The following is a 23,269-nucleotide window of genomic DNA, read 5'->3' on the forward strand; positions in this document are numbered from 1 at the left end:
ACATGGCAAGATTGCTATGATTTAGATCCAACAGCTAGTATAGGAGATTATTCTTGTGTAAGAAGTCCTTACGAAGGATATGGATATTGTGTTTATAATTAAGAAAGCATAATAGTTTACAAAATAAAAAGTCCCATTTTAAATTTTAAAATGGGACTTTTCTTATTTAAAAGTTTTAAAAGGCTATTTAAGCTGTTTTTATATTTTAAAGTTCATCATCTTTGTAGCTATCTACCAAACTCATTACTTTTAATGCATTTTTAAAATCACTAATTGTGTTATAATTACCTTTTTTAATCTTTATAGTTTTTTGTGTGTTAGGTAACAAGTTAAAGTAGTTGTCAGAAAAATTTTCATCAAAATTACCCGCAGCAAATACTCCTATTGCTAGTTTTTTGTTTTCAATAGTTATTGAATAAGAATCATTGTTTTCAGTAACACTAAATGAAATTTCTGGATCAGGCAACACTAATTCTTTAAAAGGAACTATAAAGAACTGTTTATCGTCAATAATATTATTATTTGTAGAAAGAGTTGCTTGTAAAAATGAATTGTTAAACTTATCTTTAAATAGATCAAGTTCTTTTTTAGATAATTTGATATAAGTTTCAGAACTGTTAGCCTTAACAAGAATGTCTTTTTTCCATGATTTAAGCTCTTCACCATTAAAATTTAATAGTTGTATCGTTAAGTTTGTATTTAAGTCTTGGAGAGAGTCAGTAGCAATTACAACGGCAATATCATCTTCTTGTTTATCGAAGCTAACAATTGTCTTTTTAAAAGATTTTTTTACACCATAATGTAATGCTTTCCATTTACCAAAATAATCAATACTAGACCACGAAGCTACAGGCCAACAGTCGTTAATTTGCCAGTATAATGATCCCATACAACGAGCTCTATTTTTACGGTGCGCTTCTATACCAGTAGAAATTCCGTAAGCTTGTAATAAATGACTAACATATAAGAAGCTTTCAAAGTCTTTAGGTTTTTTGTAATGGCGCAACATATACTCTTCTATAGTGCCATTTCCAATACTTGATCTTTGATGTGATTTCATTACTTCAGAAAAGATATCATGATCTTCAGGTAAAGCATATTTATTTACAGTTGAAAGTTCTGGAAAAGATTGAAATCCAAATTCCGACATAAATCGAGGGATTTTTACATTATAGTTTTCAAAAGGTTCTTTACCCCACCATACGCCCCAATAATGAGCATCACCATCAGTATGAGATTCTGGAACACCTAGTTCACTACTAGGAGAGGATGCCCAGTATCTTCTATCAGCATCATATTTCTCTACTACCTCAGGAAGTACTTTATGGAAAATATCGGTATATGCTTTCCAAACTATTTCAGCCTTTTCTTTCGATTGCTTTTCTTCGGTTTGTTGTTTCCAACCCCAACGTTCCCATGCCGATAATACTTCGTTGTTACCGCACCATAACGCTATAGAGGTATGGTTTCGTAATCTTTTCACATTGTCTATAGCCTCTTGTTTTACGCTTTCTAAGAAATTGTCATCACCAGGGTACATAGCACAAGCAAACATAAAATCTTGCCAAACTAATAATCCTTTTTCATCGCAAAGTTTGTAAAAGTCTTGATGTTCATATACACCACCACCCCAAACACGAATCATATTCATGTTTGCATCTTTAGCAGATTGTAAAATGTGTTCATAATTAGATTTATCAACACGTGGTAAAAAAATGTCTTGTGGTATGTAATTAGCCCCTTTCATAAAAGTAGGTTTTCCATTTACTTTAAAGTAAAAAGAGCTTCCAATAGAATCTTTTTCGGTAATTAACTCTACAGTTCTTAAACCAACTTTATGAGAAAAACTATCCGAATGTTTATCAGCAGAAATTTTTATGTCAACATTGTATAAATGTTGTTTTCCCATTCCATTTGGCCACCATAATTCAGGATTTTCAATTTCAAAAGGGATATTGATAGAATTCATACCAGATTTAAGAGTATGTTCTTCTTTTTTTACTGGTTGGTTGTTTACAAAAACCTCAATAGTACTCTTTTCAAAAGGTTTATTAACATTCAGTGCTATTTTAGCATTTAAAGAAGCTTTTGTATCAATACTTTTTTGCTGAATAAAAACATCATCTATTTTAAAAGAATTCCAACTTCTTAAAATTACAGGTCTCCAAATACCTGAAGTAACCAATCTTGGTCCCCAGTCCCATCCAAAATGATATCCAGCTTTTCTTGAGAAGATACTTACTTTTTTATTCTCTTCAACTTTACCTATTTCAGCAAGATCATTATCAGAAACAGTTATGTTATAATCAATAGCATCGTGTTTTTTAATTCCTTCTTTAATAGGTGATATTAATAATACACGTAATTCATTTGTCTCTTTTTTTACATAGGGTTTTACATCTACTTTATAGCTTCTGAACATATTATCTGTTTCTAAAATAAGAGAATCGTTCACAAAAATTTTAGCATAAGTATCTAAGCCTTTAAATTCTAGTTCAATATTTTCGTTTGATAACTCTTCTTCGGTTACAGAGAAATTAGTTTTATATTCCCAATCTTCTTTGTCTATCCATTGAACATCATGTTCATTTAATCTGTAAAAAGGATCTTTTATTTCTTTGTTAGCTAGTAAATCAGTATGAACAGTTCCTGGTACCGTAGCGTTTTTCCATTCGCTATCATCAGCTTTTTTAAACTGCCAATTAGTATGAAGCTCTTTTACATTTACAAAGGATGCTTTTTTACATCCAATGGTGGCAAAAAGGATAAAAAGAGCACCATAAATATGCCAATATGTTTTCATAAGTTAAATTGATTTGGTTTGTAAACTTAATCTACCAAGTTAATCAAATTAAAAAGAAAAAAGTTTGACTTTTTCTGACATATTATTAGCCTATTTTAACTTTAAAGGTTTAATATAGAAAGAATTATTTTTGTAACGATTTGATTATAAGTTTTGAAAAAAACAATAACGAATATGAAATAGATTGTTTCATTTATTTCTTATTGTGTATTTAGATGAAAATTAAGACTTTGAAAGGAATATTAATTAATCATATAATTTAAAACAAATGAAAAAAATATTAACCATTGGGAAGACTTTAAGTAAAAAGTAACAAGAAGAGATTACAGGAGGTATATTACCTATACTTATTGATACACGTAGTTGTGTAGAAGTATGTAGAGCTGCAACTACTCGTACTAAATGTGTAAGAGAACATTGTGTTTACTTCTGTGATGGTAAAGGAGGATATGTAATAGCATAGTTTACCTTTTCATAAAGAAATATCCATATAAAGTGAAAAACCATCTGCATTGCAGATGGTTTTTTATTTTTTGATAAGAATAAGTAATCTAAAACTTCATTTTAAGTTTTACATTTAATACTCTACCAGTCATAAAATTAGGAATACCTATTTGTTGTCTACTAAAAATATCTCTAACCCAAGTGTTTGTGATAGAGTTTTGAATGTCAAACATGTTGAATAATTCTAAACCAGCGGTTAATTCTTCAAAATTACCTAAAAAGTTACTGGTAGCTTTTTTATTAGCATCCACAAAAACATATGAAACACCAATATCGGCACGCCTGTAATCTCTTAATCTATTCTGAAAATTATATACATCTGCATAAGCAGGTGCTCCACCAGGTACACCAGAATTATATACTAAATTCAGGTAAGCCTTTAAGTCAGGTAGGTTAGGAACATAATCTTGAAAAAGTACTCCAAACTTAATTCTTTGATCCGTAGGACGTGCAATGTAACCTCTGTTACCAATATTTTCTTCTGTTTTTAAATACCCAAAACTTACCCAGCTATCATTTCCAGGAACAAATTCACCATTCAATCTAACATCTAAACCATAAGCATAAGCAGCGGTAATATTATCAGCTCTATAACGAATACGAACATTATCTATAGAATATGCATTTACATCGCTTAAATCTTTATAATACAATTCTGTTACAAGTTTAAAAGGGCGATTCCACATGGTAAAACTATAATCGTTTCCTAAGACAGCGTGAATTGATTTTTGAGCTTTTACATTCGGATTTACATTTCCGTCATATCCTCTTAATTCTTTATAAAAAGGAGGTTGTGCGTACATACCACCAGATATTCTAAAAAGTATGTCTTTGTCCCAGTCTGGCTTGATGGCAAATTGTACTCTAGGACTAATAATGGTTTGGTTAACAGCTGCTGAAATTCCATCATTTACAGACCAATGTTGAGCTCTAACACCAAGGTTAAACCATATTTGATGATCATTCCAATTTGTTTTTCTGCTAAATTGAACAAAACCAGTAACCCTGTTAATGTCTACATTATTTTGAGCTCTTACTTGTTGGAAAGGTTCTAAAGGTCCCGTAAAAGGTGTGTATGGTTGATCGTTTATGATATTTAATAATGGAGGACGCACAGAAAAACCAACACTATCAATAACAATCCATTCTCTAATTCGGTCTTTTATATTTTCTGTTTGATATTTTACACCAGCTCTCCATTCGTTATCGTTGTCTTTTAAAGTAGCTCTAACTTGTACATTGCTAATTAATGCATCTAAATCGTTACGAGCATGATCAAATTGAGATCCTATACCTTGTGTAAATTCAGCTTCACCAAAGTTTTCATCTCCAATATTAGTGTTTACTTCTCCTAATCTGTAAGCGGCAAAAATATCAAAGTATTCTTCTTCTTGTGTATTGAAAGAAGAAACAGTTCCGGTTAATTTTAGATTATCGTTAACCTCATAATCAGCAGAAATAGCACCAAATAAAGTTTGAAAAGCATCTTTTTCTTGTCCTTGGTAAAGAATTGTCAACTGAATAGGGTCTGCTACTGTACCAGCACGAGTTTGTCGTGTTAATGGTTGGTAATTATAATTGTTTAGTGAAAAATTACCTAAAAAGTTTAAAGTTAATTTTTTATTTAATTCATAAGATAAATAAGTTTGTACATCTGTAAAATTAGGTCTAAAGTTAACTTCAGTTTGCTTATTATTTACAAGTAAACTATTATCTCTGTAGCGAGCACTTACAATAGCACTTAATTTATTATTAAGAAAAACACCTTCTGTAGTGGCACTTGCTCCTAATAAACTTAAGTCAATTTGTGTTTGAAATTTTTTGGGTTTCCTGTAGGTAATATCTAAAACAGAAGATAAACGATCTCCATATTTTGCTTGAAAACCACCAGCAGAAAAATCAATATTTTGTACCATGTGAGGATTTATAAAACTTAATCCTTCTTGTTGACCAGATCTAATTAAAAAAGGTCTGTAAACTTCAATACCGTTTACATATACTAAATTTTCATCAAAGTTTCCTCCTCTAACATTATATTGTGTACTTAATTCATTATTGTTACTTACTCCAGGTAATGTCATTAAAACGGATTCAACTCCAGCATTAGGTCCTACAATAGTTTCAACTTTCTGGGTGTCTATTTTTGTAATACCTTGTGCTTCTTTTCTTTGATCTTTTACTATAATTTCATCTAATTCTTCATTTTTATTAGATAAAATAGGGGAGAAGGTAATAGTTTTTTGTCCTCTAGTAGTAAACTTTTTTACGATGGTTTTATATGAAACATGGGTAAAAGTAACTGCTACTGTTTTTCTAATAGGAATTTTAAATTCATAATTCCCGTTGTTATCAGTAGTGGTTCCTTTGTTTAAAAAACTAATGGCAACTCCTTCTATGGGTTTATTTGATTTGTCAACTATTTGTCCTTTTACAGTTGACATTCTTTGACCAAAAATAATAAGAGGAAATAAAAGTGTAAGTAATAATGTTCTCAAAATAATCTATTCTTTACGGTAAAATGTGGTTGAAAGTGTTTTTGTATTTCCCACATTATCTGAAACTACAATTTTAAAAATATGTTTAGACCCTACCAACTTTTTATCGGTAAAATCGTATGTTAAAATACCTTTTTTATGATTGTATTCCATAAGAATCCACTCATTATCTATAGTACCTCTAAAACTTTTAATGCCCGATTCTTTATCCTTTATTTTGACTTTCAGTGTTTTGTTCTGAGAAATCCATTTTCCATTAGAAAAATTAACTAATGAAATTGTAGGTTTTATCGAATCGTACTTTAAAGTATAGCTTCCTAAAGATTTTTGATTTGTGTATACTTTATTTTGCTTTTTCTTGGTTGATACATACCTTGGGTATTTAGGTTTACTAACGTTTGCTATGTAAACTTGTTGTCTTTGGGTAGCATTTAAATTTGATGTGTTAAATGTAAGTGTGAATTTTTTGTCTAAAGGTATAATAGGTTCATGAATTTTAGCAACTCCATTTTCCACTTCAAAATCTAAGAAAGTATCATAGTAAAAACTATTTTTAGGAATAGCTATAGATACGTTTTCTTTTGTAAACTTGTGAAACTTTCCCGTTGTTATTTTATATTCGGTAGTGTCTTTTTCATACATTATTGGAGAACTTTCTACTCCTTTAATCGGAATTCGTAAAGTAGAGGTATTACCTTCATAATCTTTAGCAATAATATCTACTTTATAATTTTCGTGAGGATTTACAATTATTTTACCATCGTTTACTAAATCTTCATAAAGACTAAGTTTGTTTTTAGCTACTTTATGAGTTTTCTGAAATCTGTTTTTATATTTAGCATAATGTTCATAATCAATTAAAAGATTTATGTATTTACTTTCAGCAAATGAAAAAGTTTCTAAATCATGATAATATACTTTTTCTCCATTTACGTTCATTTGTAAACTATAAATTCCATTTTTATTAGGAGCATCATCTAAACGATCAAAAACACTTACCCCAAAACCAATATTACCGCTAGCTGTAAAATGCTCAGCTACGTAATTTCCTTTGCCTAAGTTTTTAATAGGAATAATCGTTTTATTATTAGAATTATTAATTCTTGAATCTTTATCCAATGGAAAAATCATTAACTTTTGAATAGATGGAGACTTGGTATCTTTAGCTGTTAATCCAAAATGCATTGGATTGATTATTTTTTCAGTTTTAGAATCTCTTATTTCGTAGTGTAAATGTGGACCACCTGAACTACCTGTATCTCCAGAATAAGCTATTAAATCACCCTTTTCAAATACAAATTTATCTTCAGCAGGAAACAAATTACCAGTGTAATAATTTTGTTTACTATACTGTGTTTTTTTTACATATTCTTGAATTTCTGGCGAAAACTTTTGTAAATGAGCATACACTGTGGTATGACCACTAGGGTGTTTCATGTACAATACTTTACCAAAACCATATTGAGCAACTTTAATTCTATAAATATATCCGCTTGCGGGTGCATAAATAGGAATTCCTTCGCGTTGTTGTGTTTTAATATCAATACCAGAATGAAAATGATTACTTCTTAATTCACCAAAAGTACCTGCAAGTACGATGGGGATTTTCATAGGCGGAGCAAAATACTCTTGTGGGTATTTCTTTTGAGAAGTTCCCAACACGCAAAAAGATAAGAATAGGAGTGTAAAATAATATTTCAAATCGTCTCAGTTTACTAACAAAAGTACTAAAATAATGCCAAAATTTATTTTACTGGAAACCAGTGGTTTGATAAAAAAACTACAAACAGTTGCGATTTTTAAATGAGATTGTTAACTTTGTTGAAATAGTTTATTCACATCAAATAAATGAATGATACATTAGAAGCAATTCATTTACTGGAAGTTAAAATTAAAGATCTGGTAACGAAATATGAATTTTTAAAAAAGGAAAACGAAATATTGCTTCAACAAAATGGTCAAACGCAAATTTTATTAAGTGAAACTAGGCAGCAATTAGATAATCAAAGAAAACAATTTGATATTTTAAAAGTTGCAAAAACTATGGAAGGCAGTAGTGAAGATACGAGAAATACAAAACTCAAGATAAATGCTTTAATAAGAGAAATAGATAAATGTATATTACTCTTAAACGCATAATAAGTTCTTTGTAAAAATGGAAAAAATTAAAGTTAATGTTATCATAGCTGGCAGAAGTTACCCTCTTATTGTAAATAATGAACAAGAAGAGGAAGGAATGAGGAAAGCAGCTAAAAATATCAATGATTTAATTTTGAATTTTGAACAAAACTATGCGGTAGCAGACAAACAAGATGTGTTAGCAATGTGCGCACTTCAGTTTGCTTCTAAGTTAGAAATTAATACTATCAAAGAAGCAGATGATGCTATAAAAGCATTAAGTAAAATAAATGAGATAGCTAATTTGTTGGATCATCATTTAAAATAAGTTCATCAATATAAAACATTAAGATACTGCCTATATTAGTATTATAGTTTAATAAACTCAACACTATTCAATTAAAAAGAATGAGTCTAGGTTACTAAAGCACGCCGTAATTACTACGGATCCTTGATCAGCCAGTTAGTTCTAAACCTGTTTTAAAGGAGTTTATAAAACCTTACTAGTATAGGCTTTTTTTATTTAAGAATATTTATTCAAATTATAGATATGGGAGATTTAGTAGTGCCAATTTTACTTGGCCTTGTAGGTATAGTTGTTGGTTTTGTGATCGCAAAAATGTTAGAGAAAACAAAAGCAAACAAGTTATTAAGAGAAACAGATAAGGAAGCAAAAAACATCATAAAAGAAGCCAAGGTAGAGGCTGAAGCGGTAAAAAAAGATAAAATATTACAGGCAAAAGAAAAGTTTATTGAACTTAAAGCCGAGCATGAAAAAGTAATTTTAGGAAGAGAAAAGAAAATGTCTGATGTAGAAAAGCGCATTAGAGATAAAGAATCAAGAGTTTCTTCTGAATTAGATAAAAATAAAAAGCTAACCCAATCTTTAGAGAAAAAAGAGTCTGAATTAGACTACAAATTAGAGTTTCTTGATAAAAGAGAGTCTGAGATAGAAAAATTGCACAAACGTCATGTAGACATGTTAGAGCAAATTTCTGGTTTTTCTGCTGATGAAGCAAAAACAGAATTAGTAGCTTCATTAAAAGAAGAAGCCAAAGCAGATGCAATGAGTTTTATTCAAGAGAGTATTGAAGAAGCTAAAATGACAGCTCAGCAAGAAGCTAGAAAAGTTGTTTTAAATACAATTCAAAGAGTAGGAGTAGAGCAAGCTATTGAAAACTGTGTATCTGTATTTAATCTTGAATCTGATGACGTAAAAGGAAGAATCATTGGTAGAGAAGGTCGTAATATTAGAGCTTTAGAAGCAGCAACAGGGGTAGAAATTATTGTTGATGATACTCCAGAGGCAATTATATTATCTTGTTTTGATCCTGTTCGTAGAGAGATTGCTCGTTTAGCAATGCATAAACTAGTTACTGACGGTAGAATTCACCCAGCAAGAATTGAAGAGATTGTTAAGAAGACTGAAAAACAAATCAATCAAGAGATTATTGAAGTAGGTAAGAGAACTGTTATTGATTTAGGAATTCATGGATTACACCCTGAATTAATTAAAACAGTTGGTAGAATGAAGTATCGTTCTTCTTACGGACAAAATTTATTACAGCACTCAAGAGAAGTCGCTAATTTATGTGGAATAATGGCTGCTGAAATGGGATTAAACGCTAAAGCTGCTAAGAGAGCTGGTTTATTACATGATATTGGTAAAGTACCAGATACAGAAAGCGAATTACCTCACGCATTATTAGGAATGCAATGGGCAGAGAAATATGGAGAGAAGAAAGATGTATGTAATGCTATTGGAGCTCACCATGACGAAATTGAAATGAAGAGTTTATTAGCTCCTATTGTTCAGGTGTGTGATGCTATTTCTGGAGCAAGACCAGGTGCAAGACGTCAAGTTTTAGATAGCTATATTCAAAGATTAAAAGATTTAGAAGATATTGCTTTTGGATTTAATGGTGTACAAAAAGCTTATGCGATACAAGCAGGTAGAGAATTACGTGTTATGGTAGAAAGTACTAAGGTAAATGATGAAAAAGCATCAGAATTATCGTTTAATATCTCTCAAAAGATACAAAATGATATGACATATCCAGGACAAGTAAAAGTTACTGTAATTAGAGAAACTAGAGCTGTAAATGTAGCGAAGTAAGTTTCTACTAAACAAAAACAAATAAAAAATCCTGCAAATTAATATTTGCAGGATTTTTTTATAGTTAGAAGTTGAAATTAACAATCAGCTAGTCCTACTGTTACTGCTAATCCTCCTTCTGAAGTTTCTTTATAGTTTTTATTCATGTCTTTAGCAGTTTCCCACATGGTTTCAATAACTTTATCCAAAGGAACAACTGCTTCGTCTGGATTTGTTTCTAGAGCTAATTCTGCAGCGTTGATGGCTTTAATAGCTCCCATAGCATTACGTTCTATACAAGGTATCTGTACCAAACCACCAATAGGATCACACGTTAAACCTAAATGATGCTCCATTGCTATTTCAGAAGCTTCTAAACATTGAGAAGGAGTTCCTCCTAATAGTTCAGTTAAGGCTGCTGCAGCCATAGCAGATGATACTCCAATTTCAGCCTGACAACCACCCATAGCAGCTGAAATCGTTGCGTTTTTCTTAAAAATACTACCAATCTCCCCAGCAACTAATAAAAATCGTCTAACATGATCTATTGTTGCCTCATGGTTTTCAATAACCATGTAATACATTAAAACAGCAGGAATAACTCCAGCACTACCATTAGTTGGTGCTGTAACTACACGACCTAAAGAAGCATTGACTTCATTTACAGATAAAGCAAGACAACTTACCCATTTTAATATTTCTCTAAACTTTACTTCAGTTTTTCTAATACCAGCTAGCCATTCTTCTTTGTTACTGTATATGGTGTCTTTAATTAATTTTTCATGTGTAGCAAAAGCTCTACGTTTTACATTTAAACCGCCAGGTAATATCCCCTCAGTATGACAGCCAATATACATGCATTCTAACATGGTATTCCAAACGCCATCTAACTTCGAGTATATTTCTTCTTTACTTCTTATAACCGATTCATTTTCAAATACAATTTCTGAAATTGTTTTATTAAATTTTTTACAATAACTATCAAGTTCAGCAGCTTTGGTAATTGGATAAGGAAAAGAAACATCTTCTTTTTCAAGAGTTTCTATTTTAGCATCCTCTTGCATAACAAATCCTCCTCCAATAGAGTAAAAAGTTTCAGATGAGATTTCTGTATTTTCATTATCAAAACCTCTAAAAGTGAGACCATTTGCATGAAAAGGTAAAAATTCTCTGTTAAATACTACATTTCCTATAGTAAAATTTAGCTGCTTTTCACCGTTAAATAAAAGTGAATTGGTGTTTTTTATTTTTTCAATAATGATATTAATATCATCTATAGGTATAAATTCAGGATCAGTACCACTTAATCCTAAAAGTACAGCTAAGTCTGTAGCATGACCTTTACCAGTTAGAGAAAGAGATCCGTATAAATCTACTTTTATAGTAGTTATTTGATCGAACTTAGAATTTTGCTTTAGTTTCTTTATCCATTGCTGTGCTGCTCTCCAGGGACCCAGTGTGTGTGAGCTAGATGGACCCACACCAATCTTCAGCATATCGAAAACACTAATAAATTGAGACATAAAGTTTGTTGTTTGTTATTGCAAAAATAGAAAAACCTGTATTTAAAAAATACAGGTTTTTCTATTTTATTTAAAAAAAAGGCTATTTAAATGTAGAAATCACATTTATAGCTACTTCATTCCAAGTTTTTGATACTCCGTCAGCACCTTTGTGTAAATCTTTACAAACTACATTTAAAGAGTCAATAGCACTTTGAGCATTCCATTTATTAACATCCATAATAGTGTTCATTGTAAAAACTTTACCATCAATTGAATAAGTGAAAGGTAACTTGGTAGTTAATCCGTTCATAGTAAAATCGGCAGTACCTGTACTATCATTGTCAATCATTAATTTTCCAGTTAGAGAAACTGTATTTTCCATAACACCAAAGAAAAATTTTCTAATTTTTAAGTTTCTTCCGTTGTCTTTAGTTTCTATACTGCTAATAGGAATTTCAAATTCAGTACCATTGATAGCTTCTTTAACAGAATTTCCTTCGCCACCTTTTAATACATTCACTTTTTTAAATACACCTTTAACAGGTACTTTTTCTGTTGTTTTGTATGCGGTAAAGTTGATGCTATTTTCAGCTGTTTTTAATGAATATGGAGCTGTTTTTTCTACTACAGTGGTAGTAGTTTCTTCTTTTTTCTCTTCTTTCTTAGCTTCACTTTTACAAGATGTTGCTGTGATAGTTAAAAGAGCAAAACTTACATATACTAAGATTTTTTTCATTACGTGTTATTTTAAGATTGAGTTAACGAGTTTGATATAATTTTCTTTTGCTTCGGTTTCATTCATACCTTTTAATTGAATCCAGGCATTGAACTTAAATGCATTTTTTAAATTATCCTCTTCATTATTAAAATCAAATTGATCTCCTTTCGTTGCTTGTTTATAGTAAGCGTATAATCTCAATAAAACATCAGGAGCAAATTTCTCCTCTGTTTCTGAAACCTTTTTAACAGCGTTACTAAATTGAATGTCTAAGTCTGAATTCATTTTTACAATAAAAAATGCAAATACAAATATACGAAGGGAGCAAGGAAAAACAAGCTATCTAGTCGATCTAATAAACCTCCATGACCAGGCATAATTGTTCCACTATCCTTAACATTGGCTTGTCTTTTAAATTTACTTTCAACTAAATCACCAAAAGTTCCCAGTATGGATACTATTATTGAAATAATAATCCAATTCATAAGTGTATATGATAAAGAGAATTGACTAACAATACATCCAGTAATTATAGAGAAAACTAATCCACCAATAAAACCTTCAATAGTTTTTTTAGGTGAAATACGTTCGAAAAGTTTATGTTTTCCAAAATTCTTACCAATCAGATAGGCAAAACTATCGTTAGCCCAAATAATAAGAATAATAAATATAATTACATTAGGTTGGTAAATTCCTTCTTTAAAAGGTAAATAAGTTAAAAAGAAGAAAGACATCAAAACATACGCTGTAAGTAATATAAATCTTTGAAGTTCTCTTAGCGGTATGTAAGATTTACTATATAAGTTCAGAATCAAATAAGTTGAAACTAACAACGATATTGCTAGCAAAACAGAAAGAATGTTTTGTGGAATTAAATTATAGTATTTTAAAGCTACTAAACCTATTGAGAATAATAAGTATACAATTGTAGCTTTTGAATTTATAATTTTGGAGAATTCCCAAATACATACACAAGCAAAAAAAGCTATTAAAAGAATATAAGTTTGCTCTGAAAAAAGAATAGCAAAAATAAATATACCAGCATATACTAGTGCAGAAATACTACGAGTGACAAAATTATTCATACTAGAGATCTTCAAAAAGAAGCAAATATAAATTTTTAGAATTACTATTACCGTGACTTAAAATATCATCGACTTCAGAAATTACATATTTTTTGATAGAACAGATGTTTGTAGGAATATTACCTTTAAAGTTCATCTTAATTCCAGTCAAACCTTCTCCAATATTCTTTACTAATTGGCTAGTTGTAGCATACACAATAAAATCATCAGATAATGATGGAAGTTTATTTCCTCCAATTTGATTTGATGATAGGAGTATTTCTCCTGAGTTAGCAATTAAATGCTCACAAGGAATAAATACAGGTATTCCAGTTTTAAATGTAGGAACTACTTTTACCTTTGTTTTTTTTAACAATGTAAGTAAATCAAAATCATTACAAACAACTTCATTCCAATTGTTTTCTACTAATATATGATTAAGATTTACTGTTACTTCATCAATTTTAGTAGAATATAGAAATTTGCCTCCTTTATTTATAAAATGATGTACAAAAGAATCGTCTAAAGATAAGTTTACAGGTTGTTTGTTAATCTGCTTATCTTTATCCGATTCTTGAAATGATCTAAATAACTTTCTTAAAAAGTTCATTAAAAAGTTACTTTATTTATTTTATTCTTCTTGTTTATTTAATTCAGGGTTTTCTGTTTCAAAAGGTCTTTTACCAAAGATTTCAACTAAATCATCTTTGAAAATCACCTCTTTTTCTAGAAGCTTTTGAGCTAAAATATCCAATTTATCTCTATGTTGATCTAAGATTTCTATAGCTCTAACATATTGACCTTCTATAATTTTAGAAATCTCTTCATCAATAGTTTTAGCTGTTTCTTCACTGTACGGCTTTACGAAAGAATCGTTTCCAGAAGAATCGTAATAAGTAACATTACCAACTTCTTCGTTTAAACCGTAAACAGTTACCATTGCTCGAGCTTGTTTTGTAACTTTTTCTAAATCACTTAAAGCTCCTGTAGATATTTTATCGAAAATTAATTTTTCAGCAGCACGTCCACCCATTGTAGCACACATCTCATCTAGCATTTGTTCTGTCTGTACAATTTTTCTTTCTTCAGGTAAATACCAAGCTGCACCTAAAGATTGACCTCTTGGAACAATTGTTACTTTTACTAATGGAGCAGCATATTTTAACATCCAACTAACAGTAGCATGACCCGCTTCGTGGTAAGCAATTACTTTCTTTTCTTTAGGAGTAATTACTTTGTTTTTCTTTTCTAAACCACCTACAATTCTATCTACAGCGTCTAAGAAATCTTGATGGTGGATAGCTGATTTATTATTTCTAGCAGCAATTAAAGCAGCTTCATTACATAAGTTTGCAATATCAGCTCCAGAAAAACCAGGAGTTTGTTGCGCTAAGAATTCTAAATTAACGTCGTCAGATAATTTTAAAGGCTTAATATGTACTTCAAAAATTTCTCTACGTTCGTGTAAATCTGGTAAGTCAACATAAATCTGTCTATCAAATCTACCAGCACGCATTAAGGCTTTATCTAAAATTTCAGCACGGTTTGTAGCAGCCAATACAATTACATTTGTATCTGTACCAAAACCATCCATTTCAGTTAATAATTGGTTTAATGTGTTTTCACGTTCATCGTTACCACCTGTCATACTATTTTTACCACGAGCACGTCCAATAGCATCAATCTCATCAATAAAGATAATTGATGGCGATTTTTGTTGTGCTTGTTTAAATAAGTCTCTTACACGAGAAGCACCAACACCTACAAACATTTCTACAAAATCTGAACCAGAAAGTGAGAAGAAAGGTACTCCAGCTTCACCCGCAACAGCTTTAGCTAATAAAGTTTTACCTGTACCTGGAGGTCCTACTAATAAAGCTCCTTTTGGTATTTTTCCACCTAATTTGGTGTATTTTTCAGGGTTCTTTAAGAAGTCAACAATTTCTTGAACTTCTTCTTTAGCACCTTCTAAACCTGCAACGTTTTTAAATGTAGTTTTAACCTTAGTGTTTTCATCAAAAAGTTTAGCACGAGATTTTCCAATGTTAAATATTTGACCACCACCGCCAGTACCACCACTAGCTCCAGACATTCTTCTCATGAAGAATAACCAGATAGCGATTAGCAGTATAAAAGGTAAAAAGTTAATTAGTGTTTCAGCAAAACTAGTACGTTCAGTATTATCATAATCGAATGATAAGTTATACTGTTTTTTTGCTTGATCTAATTTGTTTTCAAAATTTTGAAGATCTCCAAAATTATATTCATATAAAGAAGATCCTTTTCTGTAAAACGTAGACTTTGTAATTTTTTCGTATCTCTCTTTCTTTAAAGCTTCTTCTTTAATGTAAATTTCAGCTTTAGAATTGTTTACGATGATAATTTTTTTGATGTCATTAGCCTCTAATATTTCTTTAAAGTCGTAGGTTGATATATTCCTAGAAGATAAAGCAGAAGAGTTGCTAAATAAGCTCATCGCTAGAAGAAACAATACGATAGGTATGTAAATCCAGTAAGAATTTAATTTTATTTTAGGTTTGTTATTTTTCTTTTCGCTCATAAAAGATGTATTATGAAAAGGTTATAAATTAAGCTGGGTTTATTTGAGTGATTTTAGCATCTCCCCAAAGACTCTCTATATCGTAGTAATCACGAACATGTTTTTGAAATATATGAACAACAATATTCACATAATCCATTAAAACCCATTCAGAATTACCTTGCCCTTCAACATTGAAAGGTTTGTCTTTAAGTTCTTTGCTAACCACTTTGTGCACCGAGCCGGAGATAGCGTTAACTTGAGTGTTTGAATTTCCTGTGCAAATTACAAAATAATCACAAACGGTATTTTCAATTTTCCTTAAATCTAACAATTGAATGTTCTCTCCTTTTACATCATCTATACCTTTAATAATTGCTGCAATTAGTTCGTCTGTACTTGCTTGTGTTTTTGTCATTAAATGTTTTTAGTTTTTTAGCAAAGTTATTGTTTTTTTGCGAGTAATTTACGTAATATTGAAATGAGTTAAATCTCATTTACAACGATATGATATTGATCAAACTTGATGCCACCGAATCTACGAATTCTTTTTTGAAAAATTTGTCAGTTAAATCTGAAATTAAAGACTTTACAGTTGTTACCACAAATAACCAAACATCAGGTAGGGGACAAATGAATACAACTTGGGTTTCAGAAGTTGGGAAAAACTTGATATTTAGTGTGTTTGTGAAACATAATCAATTTAAAATAATTGATCAGCCTTACTTAAATTTTGCGGTAAGTGTGGCTATTTATGAGGCGTTAAAATCATTTGATTTACCTAAACTGTCAGTAAAATGGCCTAACGACATTCTGTCAGAAAAAAATAAGATTTGTGGAGTGCTTATTGAGAATAATTTAAAAGGAAGTTTTGTGTCATCATCAATAATAGGAATTGGATTAAATGTAAATCAAATTGATTTTGGAGTAGATTTGCCAAATGCATCTTCTTTAAAGAAAATAACTAATAAAGAAATAGACTTAGATCAACTTTTGGTTGCTGTTATTAATAGTTTAAAATCAACTATTGATTATTTAAGAAAAGGGCAATTTCAGCTATTGGAAAGAAAATATTTAGAAGTATTATTCAAAAAAAATGTTCCAAGCATGTTTAAAGATGCTCAAAACATTTTTTTCATGGGTAAAATAATTGGAGTAAATACCCAAAATGGTAAATTAAAAATTGAATTAGATGATGAAACGATTAAAGAATATGCTTTAAAAGAAGTTTCTTTTGCCTAAGTCAATTATAATTTCTGTAAATTATCGGTAAGAGTTTCAATAAATTTAGTTAATGGTTTTTTAACCATCATTGCCATCATAGGATTGAAACTACTTTCAAATTTTAATTGTACGTTACTTTCGTTTTCCGATGCTTCTTCTATGTTTGCAGCTAAAGTAAAAGGTAATTTACTACTTGCAGCTCCTAATGTAACATTAGAAAATTCAGTTTTTTCCTTCATAACTAATCTTATTTCAGGCATTCCTTTTAATCCAAAAACAAAAGATTCTCCTTCTACTTCAAATTTCTCAGTGTTTTCAGGCATTAATTGTCTAAAATTTTCAAGTTTAGTTAAAAATTCAAATAATTCTTTTGGTGATTTTTGTACAGTAATGTTATTTCCGTCAATATTCATTGTGCTGCTAATATATTTGTTAATGATTTTTTATTGTTTCCAAGTGCTTGGAGATTTCCTCCAGTCCTCTAACGTATGTAATTCCTTTTCTGTTATGTAATTGCTTTCTAAAGCTTGTTCTAAAAGAACATTGTAATTACTTAATGTAGTGAAATCTAAATTATGAGGAGCAAAAGTTTCTTCAGCAATAGTAAAACCATAAGAAAAAATGGCTACCATACCTTTTACAGTTGCGCCAGCTTCTTTTAAAGCTTTAATAGCATTTAAACTACTTTTTCCAGTACTAATTAAATCTTCAACAACAACTACATTTTGTCCGCTTTCTAAAAAACCTTCAATTTGATTTTTTCTTCCGTGTTTTTTAGGTTCAGGTCTAACATATACGAAAGGTACGCCTAATTCTTGTGCTACTAAAACACCAATAGCAATAGCTCCAGTAGCAACTCCAGCAATAACATCTGGTTTACCATGTTTTTCTTCAACCAATTTTGCTATCTTTTCTTTTAAGAAATTTCTAACAGAAGGATAAGAAAGTGTAACTCTATTGTCGCAATAAATTGGTGATTTCCAACCTGAAGCCCAAGTAAAAGGTTCATTTGGTTGTAATTTTATAGCTTTTATCTGTAAAAGAAGTTCGGCAGTTTTTTTTGCTGTATCTTTGTTTAAAATCATACCGCAAATGTATAAAGTTTTTGTGAATGATAGACCTATAATTTTTACATCTTCTTCTAAAAAAGCAGAAGATTATAAGTTTTTGCACTCAAAAAATATTCTAATTGCTGATGTTATTGAAAAAGTAAAAGTAGGAGATTTAAGAGGAGCTTATATTTACACCCCAAATTTAAACACAGCATGGCAGCAATTTTGTCAAGATTATAACTTACTAAGTGCAGGAGGTGGGCTTGTTGTCAATAAAAAGAAAGAAATATTATTTATTTACCGCTCTAATAAATGGGATTTACCAAAAGGAAGAGCAGAAGGAAATGAAAGTATTGAAGCAGCAGCTATGAGAGAAGTAAGAGAAGAGTGTGGTGTGGATGATTTAGAAATTCAGAATTTTTTATTGAAAACCTACCATTTATTTTATGAAAAGAAACAACAACGATTAAAGGAGGTGTATTGGTTTTTAATGCATACAAATTATAAAGGTAAGCCAAGACCATTACTAAAAGAAGGAATTAAAAAAGCAGTATTTAAAAAAGAAGAAGAAATTACAGAAGCGCTACTTAATACCTATACCAATGTAAAATCTGTGATACAATCTTATAAATTGATTGAATAGTTAGACATACTAATTAGGTAAAATTGACTTGAAATTTGTCTTAATTATGACACCCTGTCATTAAATAATAGTGAAAACTGTCAAAAAAAATAAAAAATACTGTTGGCATAACCTTTGACTTATCCTCATCGTAAAATTGAATAAAAAAATTAAATCGATAATAAAATTATGAGTAAAATTATAGGAATAGATTTAGGTACAACCAACTCTTGTGTTTCTGTAATGGAAGGAAACGAGCCAGTGGTAATTCCTAATTCAGAAGGAAAAAGAACAACACCATCTGTTGTGGCATTTGTTGAAGGAGGAGAGCGTAAAGTAGGAGATCCAGCAAAGCGTCAAGCAGTAACTAACCCAACTAAAACTGTATACTCTATTAAGCGTTTTATGGGGAATAAATACTCAGAGTCAGAAAGAGAAGCTGACAGAGTGCCTTATGAAGTAGTAAAGGGAGACAACGATACACCACGTGTAAAAATTGATGATCGTTTATATACACCACAAGAAATTTCTGCGATGGTGTTACAAAAGATGAAAAAGACAGCTGAAGATTATTTAGGACAAGATGTTTCTGAAGCAGTAATTACTGTACCAGCTTATTTTAACGATGCACAACGTCAGGCTACTAAAGAAGCTGGAGAAATTGCAGGTTTAACAGTTCGTCGTATTATTAACGAACCAACAGCTGCAGCTTTAGCTTACGGTTTAGATAAAGCAAATGATGATAAGAAAATTGTAGTATTTGACTTTGGTGGAGGTACACATGATGTTTCTATTCTTGAATTAGGAGATGGAGTATTTGAAGTATTAGCTACTGATGGAGATACTCACTTAGGTGGAGATGATGTTGATGAAAAAATTATCAATTGGTTAGCTGAAGAGTTTAAAGCTGATGAGAACATGGATTTACGTCAAGATCCAATGGCTTTACAGCGTTTAAAAGAAGCTGCTGAAAAAGCTAAGATTGAATTATCTAGTACTACATCTACAGAAATTAACTTACCATATATTACTGCTACAGCAAGTGGACCTAAGCACTTAGTTCGTACTTTAAGTAGAGCGAAGTTTGAGCAGTTAATTGATGATTTAGTAAAAAGAACTATTGAGCCATGTCAAACAGCTTTAAAGAATGCTGATTTATCAACTTCTGATATTGATGAGGTAATCTTAGTTGGAGGTTCTACTCGTATTCCTGCAATTCAAGAAGCAGTTGAGAAGTTCTTCGGAAAAGCACCAAGTAAAGGAGTGAACCCAGATGAGGTTGTATCTTTAGGAGCAGCTATTCAAGGTGGAGTTTTAACAGGTGATGTAAAAGACGTTCTTTTATTAGATGTAACTCCATTATCTTTAGGTATTGAAACTATGGGTAATGTATTTACTAAGTTAATCGATGCAAATACTACGATTCCTACTAAAAAATCTCAGGTATTCTCTACAGCTGCTGATAACCAGCCTTCTGTTGATATTCACGTATTACAGGGAGAAAGAGCAATGGCTGCAGATAATAAAACAATTGGACGTTTCCAATTAGCAGATATTCCACCAGCACCAAGAGGAGTTCCTCAAATTGAAGTAACTTTTGATATTGATGCGAATGGTATTATTAATGTATCAGCTTCTGATAAAGCGACAGGAAAAGTTCAAAATATCCGTATTGAAGCTTCATCTGGATTAACAGACGAAGAAATTCAAAAGATGAAAGCTGATGCTGAAGCTAACGCAGAAGCTGATGCTAAAGCTAAAGAAACTATTGATAAAATCAATGGAGCTGATTCTATGATTTTCCAAACGGAGAAGCAATTAAAAGAATTTGGTGATAAATTATCTGACGATAAGAAAGCTCCAATTGAGGCTGCTTTAGAAGAGTTGAAAAAAGCTCATGAGAGCAAAGATTTAGCTCAAATTGATGTAGCAATGGAGAAAATCAATGAAGCATGGAAAGTAGCTTCTGAAGAAATGTATGCAGCTCAGCAACAAGCAGGAGGTGCTGCTGGAGGAGCTCAAGGACAACCAGAAGGAAATGCTCAAGGAGCAACTGAAAATAATGATAATGTAGAAGATGTAGATTTCGAAGAAGTGAAGTAATCAAACATTATCTTAAATAATTTAAAAAGCCATTGTATTTTTTACAATGGCTTTTTTTGTTACATTATAATTCAATATGTTAAAAAAATATAGAATTATTTGTTTTATTTAAGGTGTTGTTTTTTAGTGTTTTATTTTGGTTTTGGTGAGAACTTTATTTTTAGTTAAAATAAAAAGACGTATTAAACGTTAACATATGTAGACTTAAATTAAAAAATAAAACAGAATAAATAATTTTATTTATTAGTTTAATAAATGTTTTATGCTTACTTTTAATCTAAGCAATTTATATAAGATATATATTAGTTCTGTCGGGGAACTTAAACATATTACATGTAGGTAACGTCAGTAAGGTAGGGTGTGAGTAAAAGTTAATAATTTAACTTACAAATAATCCCTAATAATAACATCACTCTACCTGTACTGACATCAGTAGAGATTCTTTTTACTTACTACTAACTCTGTTTTTAATACAAATAATTACAATTTATATATAAAAAAAGACCGTTTAAACTTAATTTAAACAGTCTTTATATTTTATAATTTGAAATAATAAAGTATTAACTTCTTCTTCGTCTTCCAAATTGTTTATTTCCTTGTTTTTTAGATTGGAATTTGTTTTCACTTCTGTCTCTGTCACTTCTATTTCTTCCAAATCCTTTACTAGGGCTATCTCCACGTCTTCTTCTTCCGCCAGATCCTCCACCAGATCTTCTTCTTCCGCCACCTTTACGCTCATTTTTAGTAATTTCAACGTTTACTCTTCTACCGTTAAATTCAGCGTTATTAGCAGAGAATGCATCTAATGTGTCATTTTCAAAGTTTTTATCTATTTCAAAGAAAGAGAACGTATCTAAAATATCGATAGCTCCAATTTCAACACTTTTAGAAATCCCTTGCTCATTAATTAATCCCATCAATTTAGCTGGGTTTAATCTATCTTTTCTACCTAAATTAATAAAGAAACGCGACATGTTTTCATTCGTTTCTCTTCTTCTTCCTGAAGAAGATCTATCGTCTCTATCTCTAGAAGTAGCGTTATTTAAATCAGGTGCATTTTCGTAGTATGATAAGAAAGAATTAAATTCAAGAGAAACAAACTTCTGAATTAATTCTTCTCTACTGAAGTCATTTAATTTTTCGTAAATACTAGGTAAAAAAGGATCAATTTTACCAGTTTCTACTTCTGAGTTTTCTACTTTGTCAATTAAGTGGAAAAGTTGTTTTTTACAAATCTCTTCACCAGTTGGAATAGGAGTGTGGACAAACTTTTTCTTTAAGATTCTCTCTATAGGATTCAGTTTGTAACGCTCTTTTTTATTTACTAAAGCAATAGAAACCCCTTTGTTACCAGCTCTACCAGTTCTACCACTTCGGTGGTTGTAATTTTCAATTTGATCTGGTAATTTATGGTTAATTACATGTGTAAGATTGTTTACATCTAAACCACGTGCAGCAACATCAGTAGCAACAAGTATTTGAATGTTCTTTTTTCTGAATTTTTCCATAACACTATCTCTTTGCGCTTGAGATAAATCACCATGCAATGAGTCAGCATTATATCCATCTTGAATTAGTTTGTCAGCTACTTCTTGAGTTTCTCTTCTTGTTCTACAAAAAACAATTGCATAAATATCAGGATTAACATCTGCAACTCTCTTTAGAGCAGGGTATCTTGTTCTTTCTGTAACTAAATAATATTCGTGACTTACATTATCAGAACCTTGATTTTTTTCACCAGAAGCTACTTCAACTGGGTTCGTCATGTAATTACTTGCAATAGCTTCTACTTCTCTAGGGAATGTAGCAGAAAATAAAAGTGTTTGTTTTTCATCTGGAGTAGCTTCTAAAACTTTGTCAAGTTCGTCTTTAAAGCCCATGTTTAACATTTCATCAGCTTCATCTAAAACTAACCATTTTACACTACCTAATCTTAAAGCTCTTCTTCTAATTAAGTCAACAGTTCTACCAGGAGTACCAACAACAATTTGAGCTCCTCTTTTAAGTTGCTTAATTTGTTGGTCAATGTTTGCTCCTCCGTATACTGTTACAACTTTTAAATTAGGAATGTATTTAGAGAAATCTTCAATGTTTTTTCCTATTTGTACAGCTAATTCTCTTGTAGGAGATAAAATAATAGCTTGTGTAGCTTTGTTATCAGTATCAGCTAACTCAACAATAGGTAAACTAAAAGCTGCTGTTTTACCAGTACCAGTTTGTGCAAAAGCTTTTAAATCTTCTGAAGATGATAATATTTGTGGAATTGCTTTTTCTTGAATTACCGTAGGTTTTTCATAACCTAAATCATTCAACGCATCATTGATAGGTTGTTTTAAACCTAAATCAGAGAATGTTATAGACATAAATCTATGAGTTTTTTATCGAACTCATAGATGCCCTATCTATGAATTCTAATTATATTTTATT

At 30.7% G+C, this 23,269-nt stretch carries 19 protein-coding genes and 1 other RNA gene; 7 read left to right on the plus strand and 13 right to left on the minus strand.

The features are described from left to right. Positions 1-205: 205 nt before the first annotated feature. The 3 genes from EYW44_RS16765 to EYW44_RS16775 form a co-directional block, all read right to left on the minus strand. Complete coding sequence (locus EYW44_RS16765; RefSeq protein ID WP_132725195.1) at positions 206-2,803, minus strand: beta-mannosidase; 2,598 nt, start codon at positions 2,801-2,803, stop codon at positions 206-208. Positions 2,804-3,354: 551 nt separating this feature from the next. Beyond that, complete coding sequence (locus EYW44_RS16770) at positions 3,355-5,805, minus strand: TonB-dependent receptor (protein WP_373681075.1); 2,451 nt, start codon at positions 5,803-5,805, stop codon at positions 3,355-3,357. A 3-nt stretch (positions 5,806-5,808) separates the two neighbouring features. Continuing rightward, positions 5,809-7,503, minus strand: a complete 1,695-nt coding sequence (locus EYW44_RS16775) for a M23 family metallopeptidase (protein WP_243643687.1) — start codon at positions 7,501-7,503, stop codon at positions 5,809-5,811. Between the two features lie 147 nt (positions 7,504-7,650). On the opposite strand from EYW44_RS16775, the gene EYW44_RS16780 reads away from it, so the two are divergent. From EYW44_RS16780 to rny, 4 genes are all read left to right on the plus strand, one after another. Beyond that, complete coding sequence (locus tag EYW44_RS16780) at positions 7,651-7,941, plus strand: hypothetical protein (RefSeq protein ID WP_132725197.1); 291 nt, start codon at positions 7,651-7,653, stop codon at positions 7,939-7,941. 16 nt (positions 7,942-7,957) lie between these two features. Continuing rightward, the gene (locus tag EYW44_RS16785) at positions 7,958-8,248 is read left to right on the plus strand and encodes a cell division protein ZapA (protein WP_132725199.1); all 291 of its coding nucleotides are present in this window, start codon (positions 7,958-7,960) and stop codon (positions 8,246-8,248) included. A gap of 55 nt (positions 8,249-8,303) precedes the next feature. Next, a non-coding RNA gene (ssrS, locus tag EYW44_RS16790) (6S RNA) lies at positions 8,304-8,412 on the plus strand. 58 nt (positions 8,413-8,470) lie between these two features. Beyond that, positions 8,471-10,036 (plus strand): ribonuclease Y, encoded by a 1,566-nt coding sequence (gene rny / locus EYW44_RS16795; protein WP_132725201.1) that lies wholly within the window; start codon positions 8,471-8,473, stop codon positions 10,034-10,036. Positions 10,037-10,113: 77 nt separating this feature from the next. On the opposite strand, the gene EYW44_RS16800 is transcribed toward rny, so the two are convergent. From EYW44_RS16800 to rsfS, 7 genes are all read right to left on the minus strand, one after another. After that, positions 10,114-11,538: an L-serine ammonia-lyase gene (locus tag EYW44_RS16800; protein ID WP_132725203.1), complete on the minus strand. Its 1,425-nt coding sequence runs from the start codon at positions 11,536-11,538 to the stop codon at positions 10,114-10,116. Positions 11,539-11,620: 82 nt separating this feature from the next. Then, positions 11,621-12,256 (minus strand): YceI family protein, encoded by a 636-nt coding sequence (locus EYW44_RS16805; protein ID WP_132725205.1) that lies wholly within the window; start codon positions 12,254-12,256, stop codon positions 11,621-11,623. Between the two features lie 6 nt (positions 12,257-12,262). After that, positions 12,263-12,523 carry an acyl-CoA-binding protein gene (locus EYW44_RS16810; protein WP_132725207.1) on the minus strand — a complete coding sequence of 87 codons (261 nt, stop codon included), beginning with the start codon at positions 12,521-12,523 and terminating at the stop codon, positions 12,263-12,265. Between the two features lie 2 nt (positions 12,524-12,525). After that, a complete protein-coding gene (locus EYW44_RS16815) occupies positions 12,526-13,323 on the minus strand; it encodes a phosphatidate cytidylyltransferase (RefSeq protein ID WP_132725209.1) in 798 nt (265 codons plus the stop codon). A 1-nt stretch (position 13,324) separates the two neighbouring features. Then, on the minus strand, positions 13,325-13,912 hold the full coding sequence (locus tag EYW44_RS16820) for a hypothetical protein (RefSeq protein ID WP_132725211.1): 588 nt from the start codon (positions 13,910-13,912) through the stop codon (positions 13,325-13,327). Between the two features lie 21 nt (positions 13,913-13,933). After that, complete coding sequence (gene ftsH, locus EYW44_RS16825; protein WP_132725213.1) at positions 13,934-15,862, minus strand: ATP-dependent zinc metalloprotease FtsH; 1,929 nt, start codon at positions 15,860-15,862, stop codon at positions 13,934-13,936. Between the two features lie 28 nt (positions 15,863-15,890). Further along, a complete protein-coding gene (gene rsfS, locus EYW44_RS16830) occupies positions 15,891-16,259 on the minus strand; it encodes a ribosome silencing factor (protein ID WP_132725215.1) in 369 nt (122 codons plus the stop codon). A gap of 89 nt (positions 16,260-16,348) precedes the next feature. On the opposite strand from rsfS, the gene EYW44_RS16835 reads away from it, so the two are divergent. Then, positions 16,349-17,083, plus strand: coding sequence for a biotin--[acetyl-CoA-carboxylase] ligase (locus tag EYW44_RS16835; RefSeq protein ID WP_132725217.1), 735 nt, complete (start codon positions 16,349-16,351; stop codon positions 17,081-17,083). Positions 17,084-17,088: 5 nt separating this feature from the next. Here EYW44_RS16835 and EYW44_RS16840 read toward each other — a convergent pair whose 3' ends face one another. Beyond that, complete coding sequence (locus tag EYW44_RS16840) at positions 17,089-17,478, minus strand: SRPBCC family protein (RefSeq protein WP_132725219.1); 390 nt, start codon at positions 17,476-17,478, stop codon at positions 17,089-17,091. A 30-nt stretch (positions 17,479-17,508) separates the two neighbouring features. Beyond that, positions 17,509-18,150: an orotate phosphoribosyltransferase gene (pyrE, locus tag EYW44_RS16845; protein WP_132725221.1), complete on the minus strand. Its 642-nt coding sequence runs from the start codon at positions 18,148-18,150 to the stop codon at positions 17,509-17,511. Between the two features lie 7 nt (positions 18,151-18,157). On the opposite strand from pyrE, the gene EYW44_RS16850 reads away from it, so the two are divergent. Together EYW44_RS16850 and dnaK are read left to right on the plus strand one after the other, a co-directional pair. Next, a complete protein-coding gene (locus tag EYW44_RS16850; RefSeq protein ID WP_243643688.1) occupies positions 18,158-18,760 on the plus strand; it encodes an NUDIX hydrolase in 603 nt (200 codons plus the stop codon). Positions 18,761-18,928: 168 nt separating this feature from the next. Beyond that, positions 18,929-20,842, plus strand: a complete 1,914-nt coding sequence (gene dnaK / locus EYW44_RS16855) for a molecular chaperone DnaK (RefSeq protein WP_132725225.1) — start codon at positions 18,929-18,931, stop codon at positions 20,840-20,842. A 560-nt stretch (positions 20,843-21,402) separates the two neighbouring features. Here the strand turns inward: dnaK and EYW44_RS16860 are convergent. Beyond that, a complete protein-coding gene (locus EYW44_RS16860; protein ID WP_132725227.1) occupies positions 21,403-23,205 on the minus strand; it encodes a DEAD/DEAH box helicase in 1,803 nt (600 codons plus the stop codon). Positions 23,206-23,269 lie beyond the last annotated feature (64 nt).

The organism is Tenacibaculum sp. M341 (assembly GCF_004337695.1).
Lineage (GTDB): Bacteria > Bacteroidota > Bacteroidia > Flavobacteriales > Flavobacteriaceae > Polaribacter.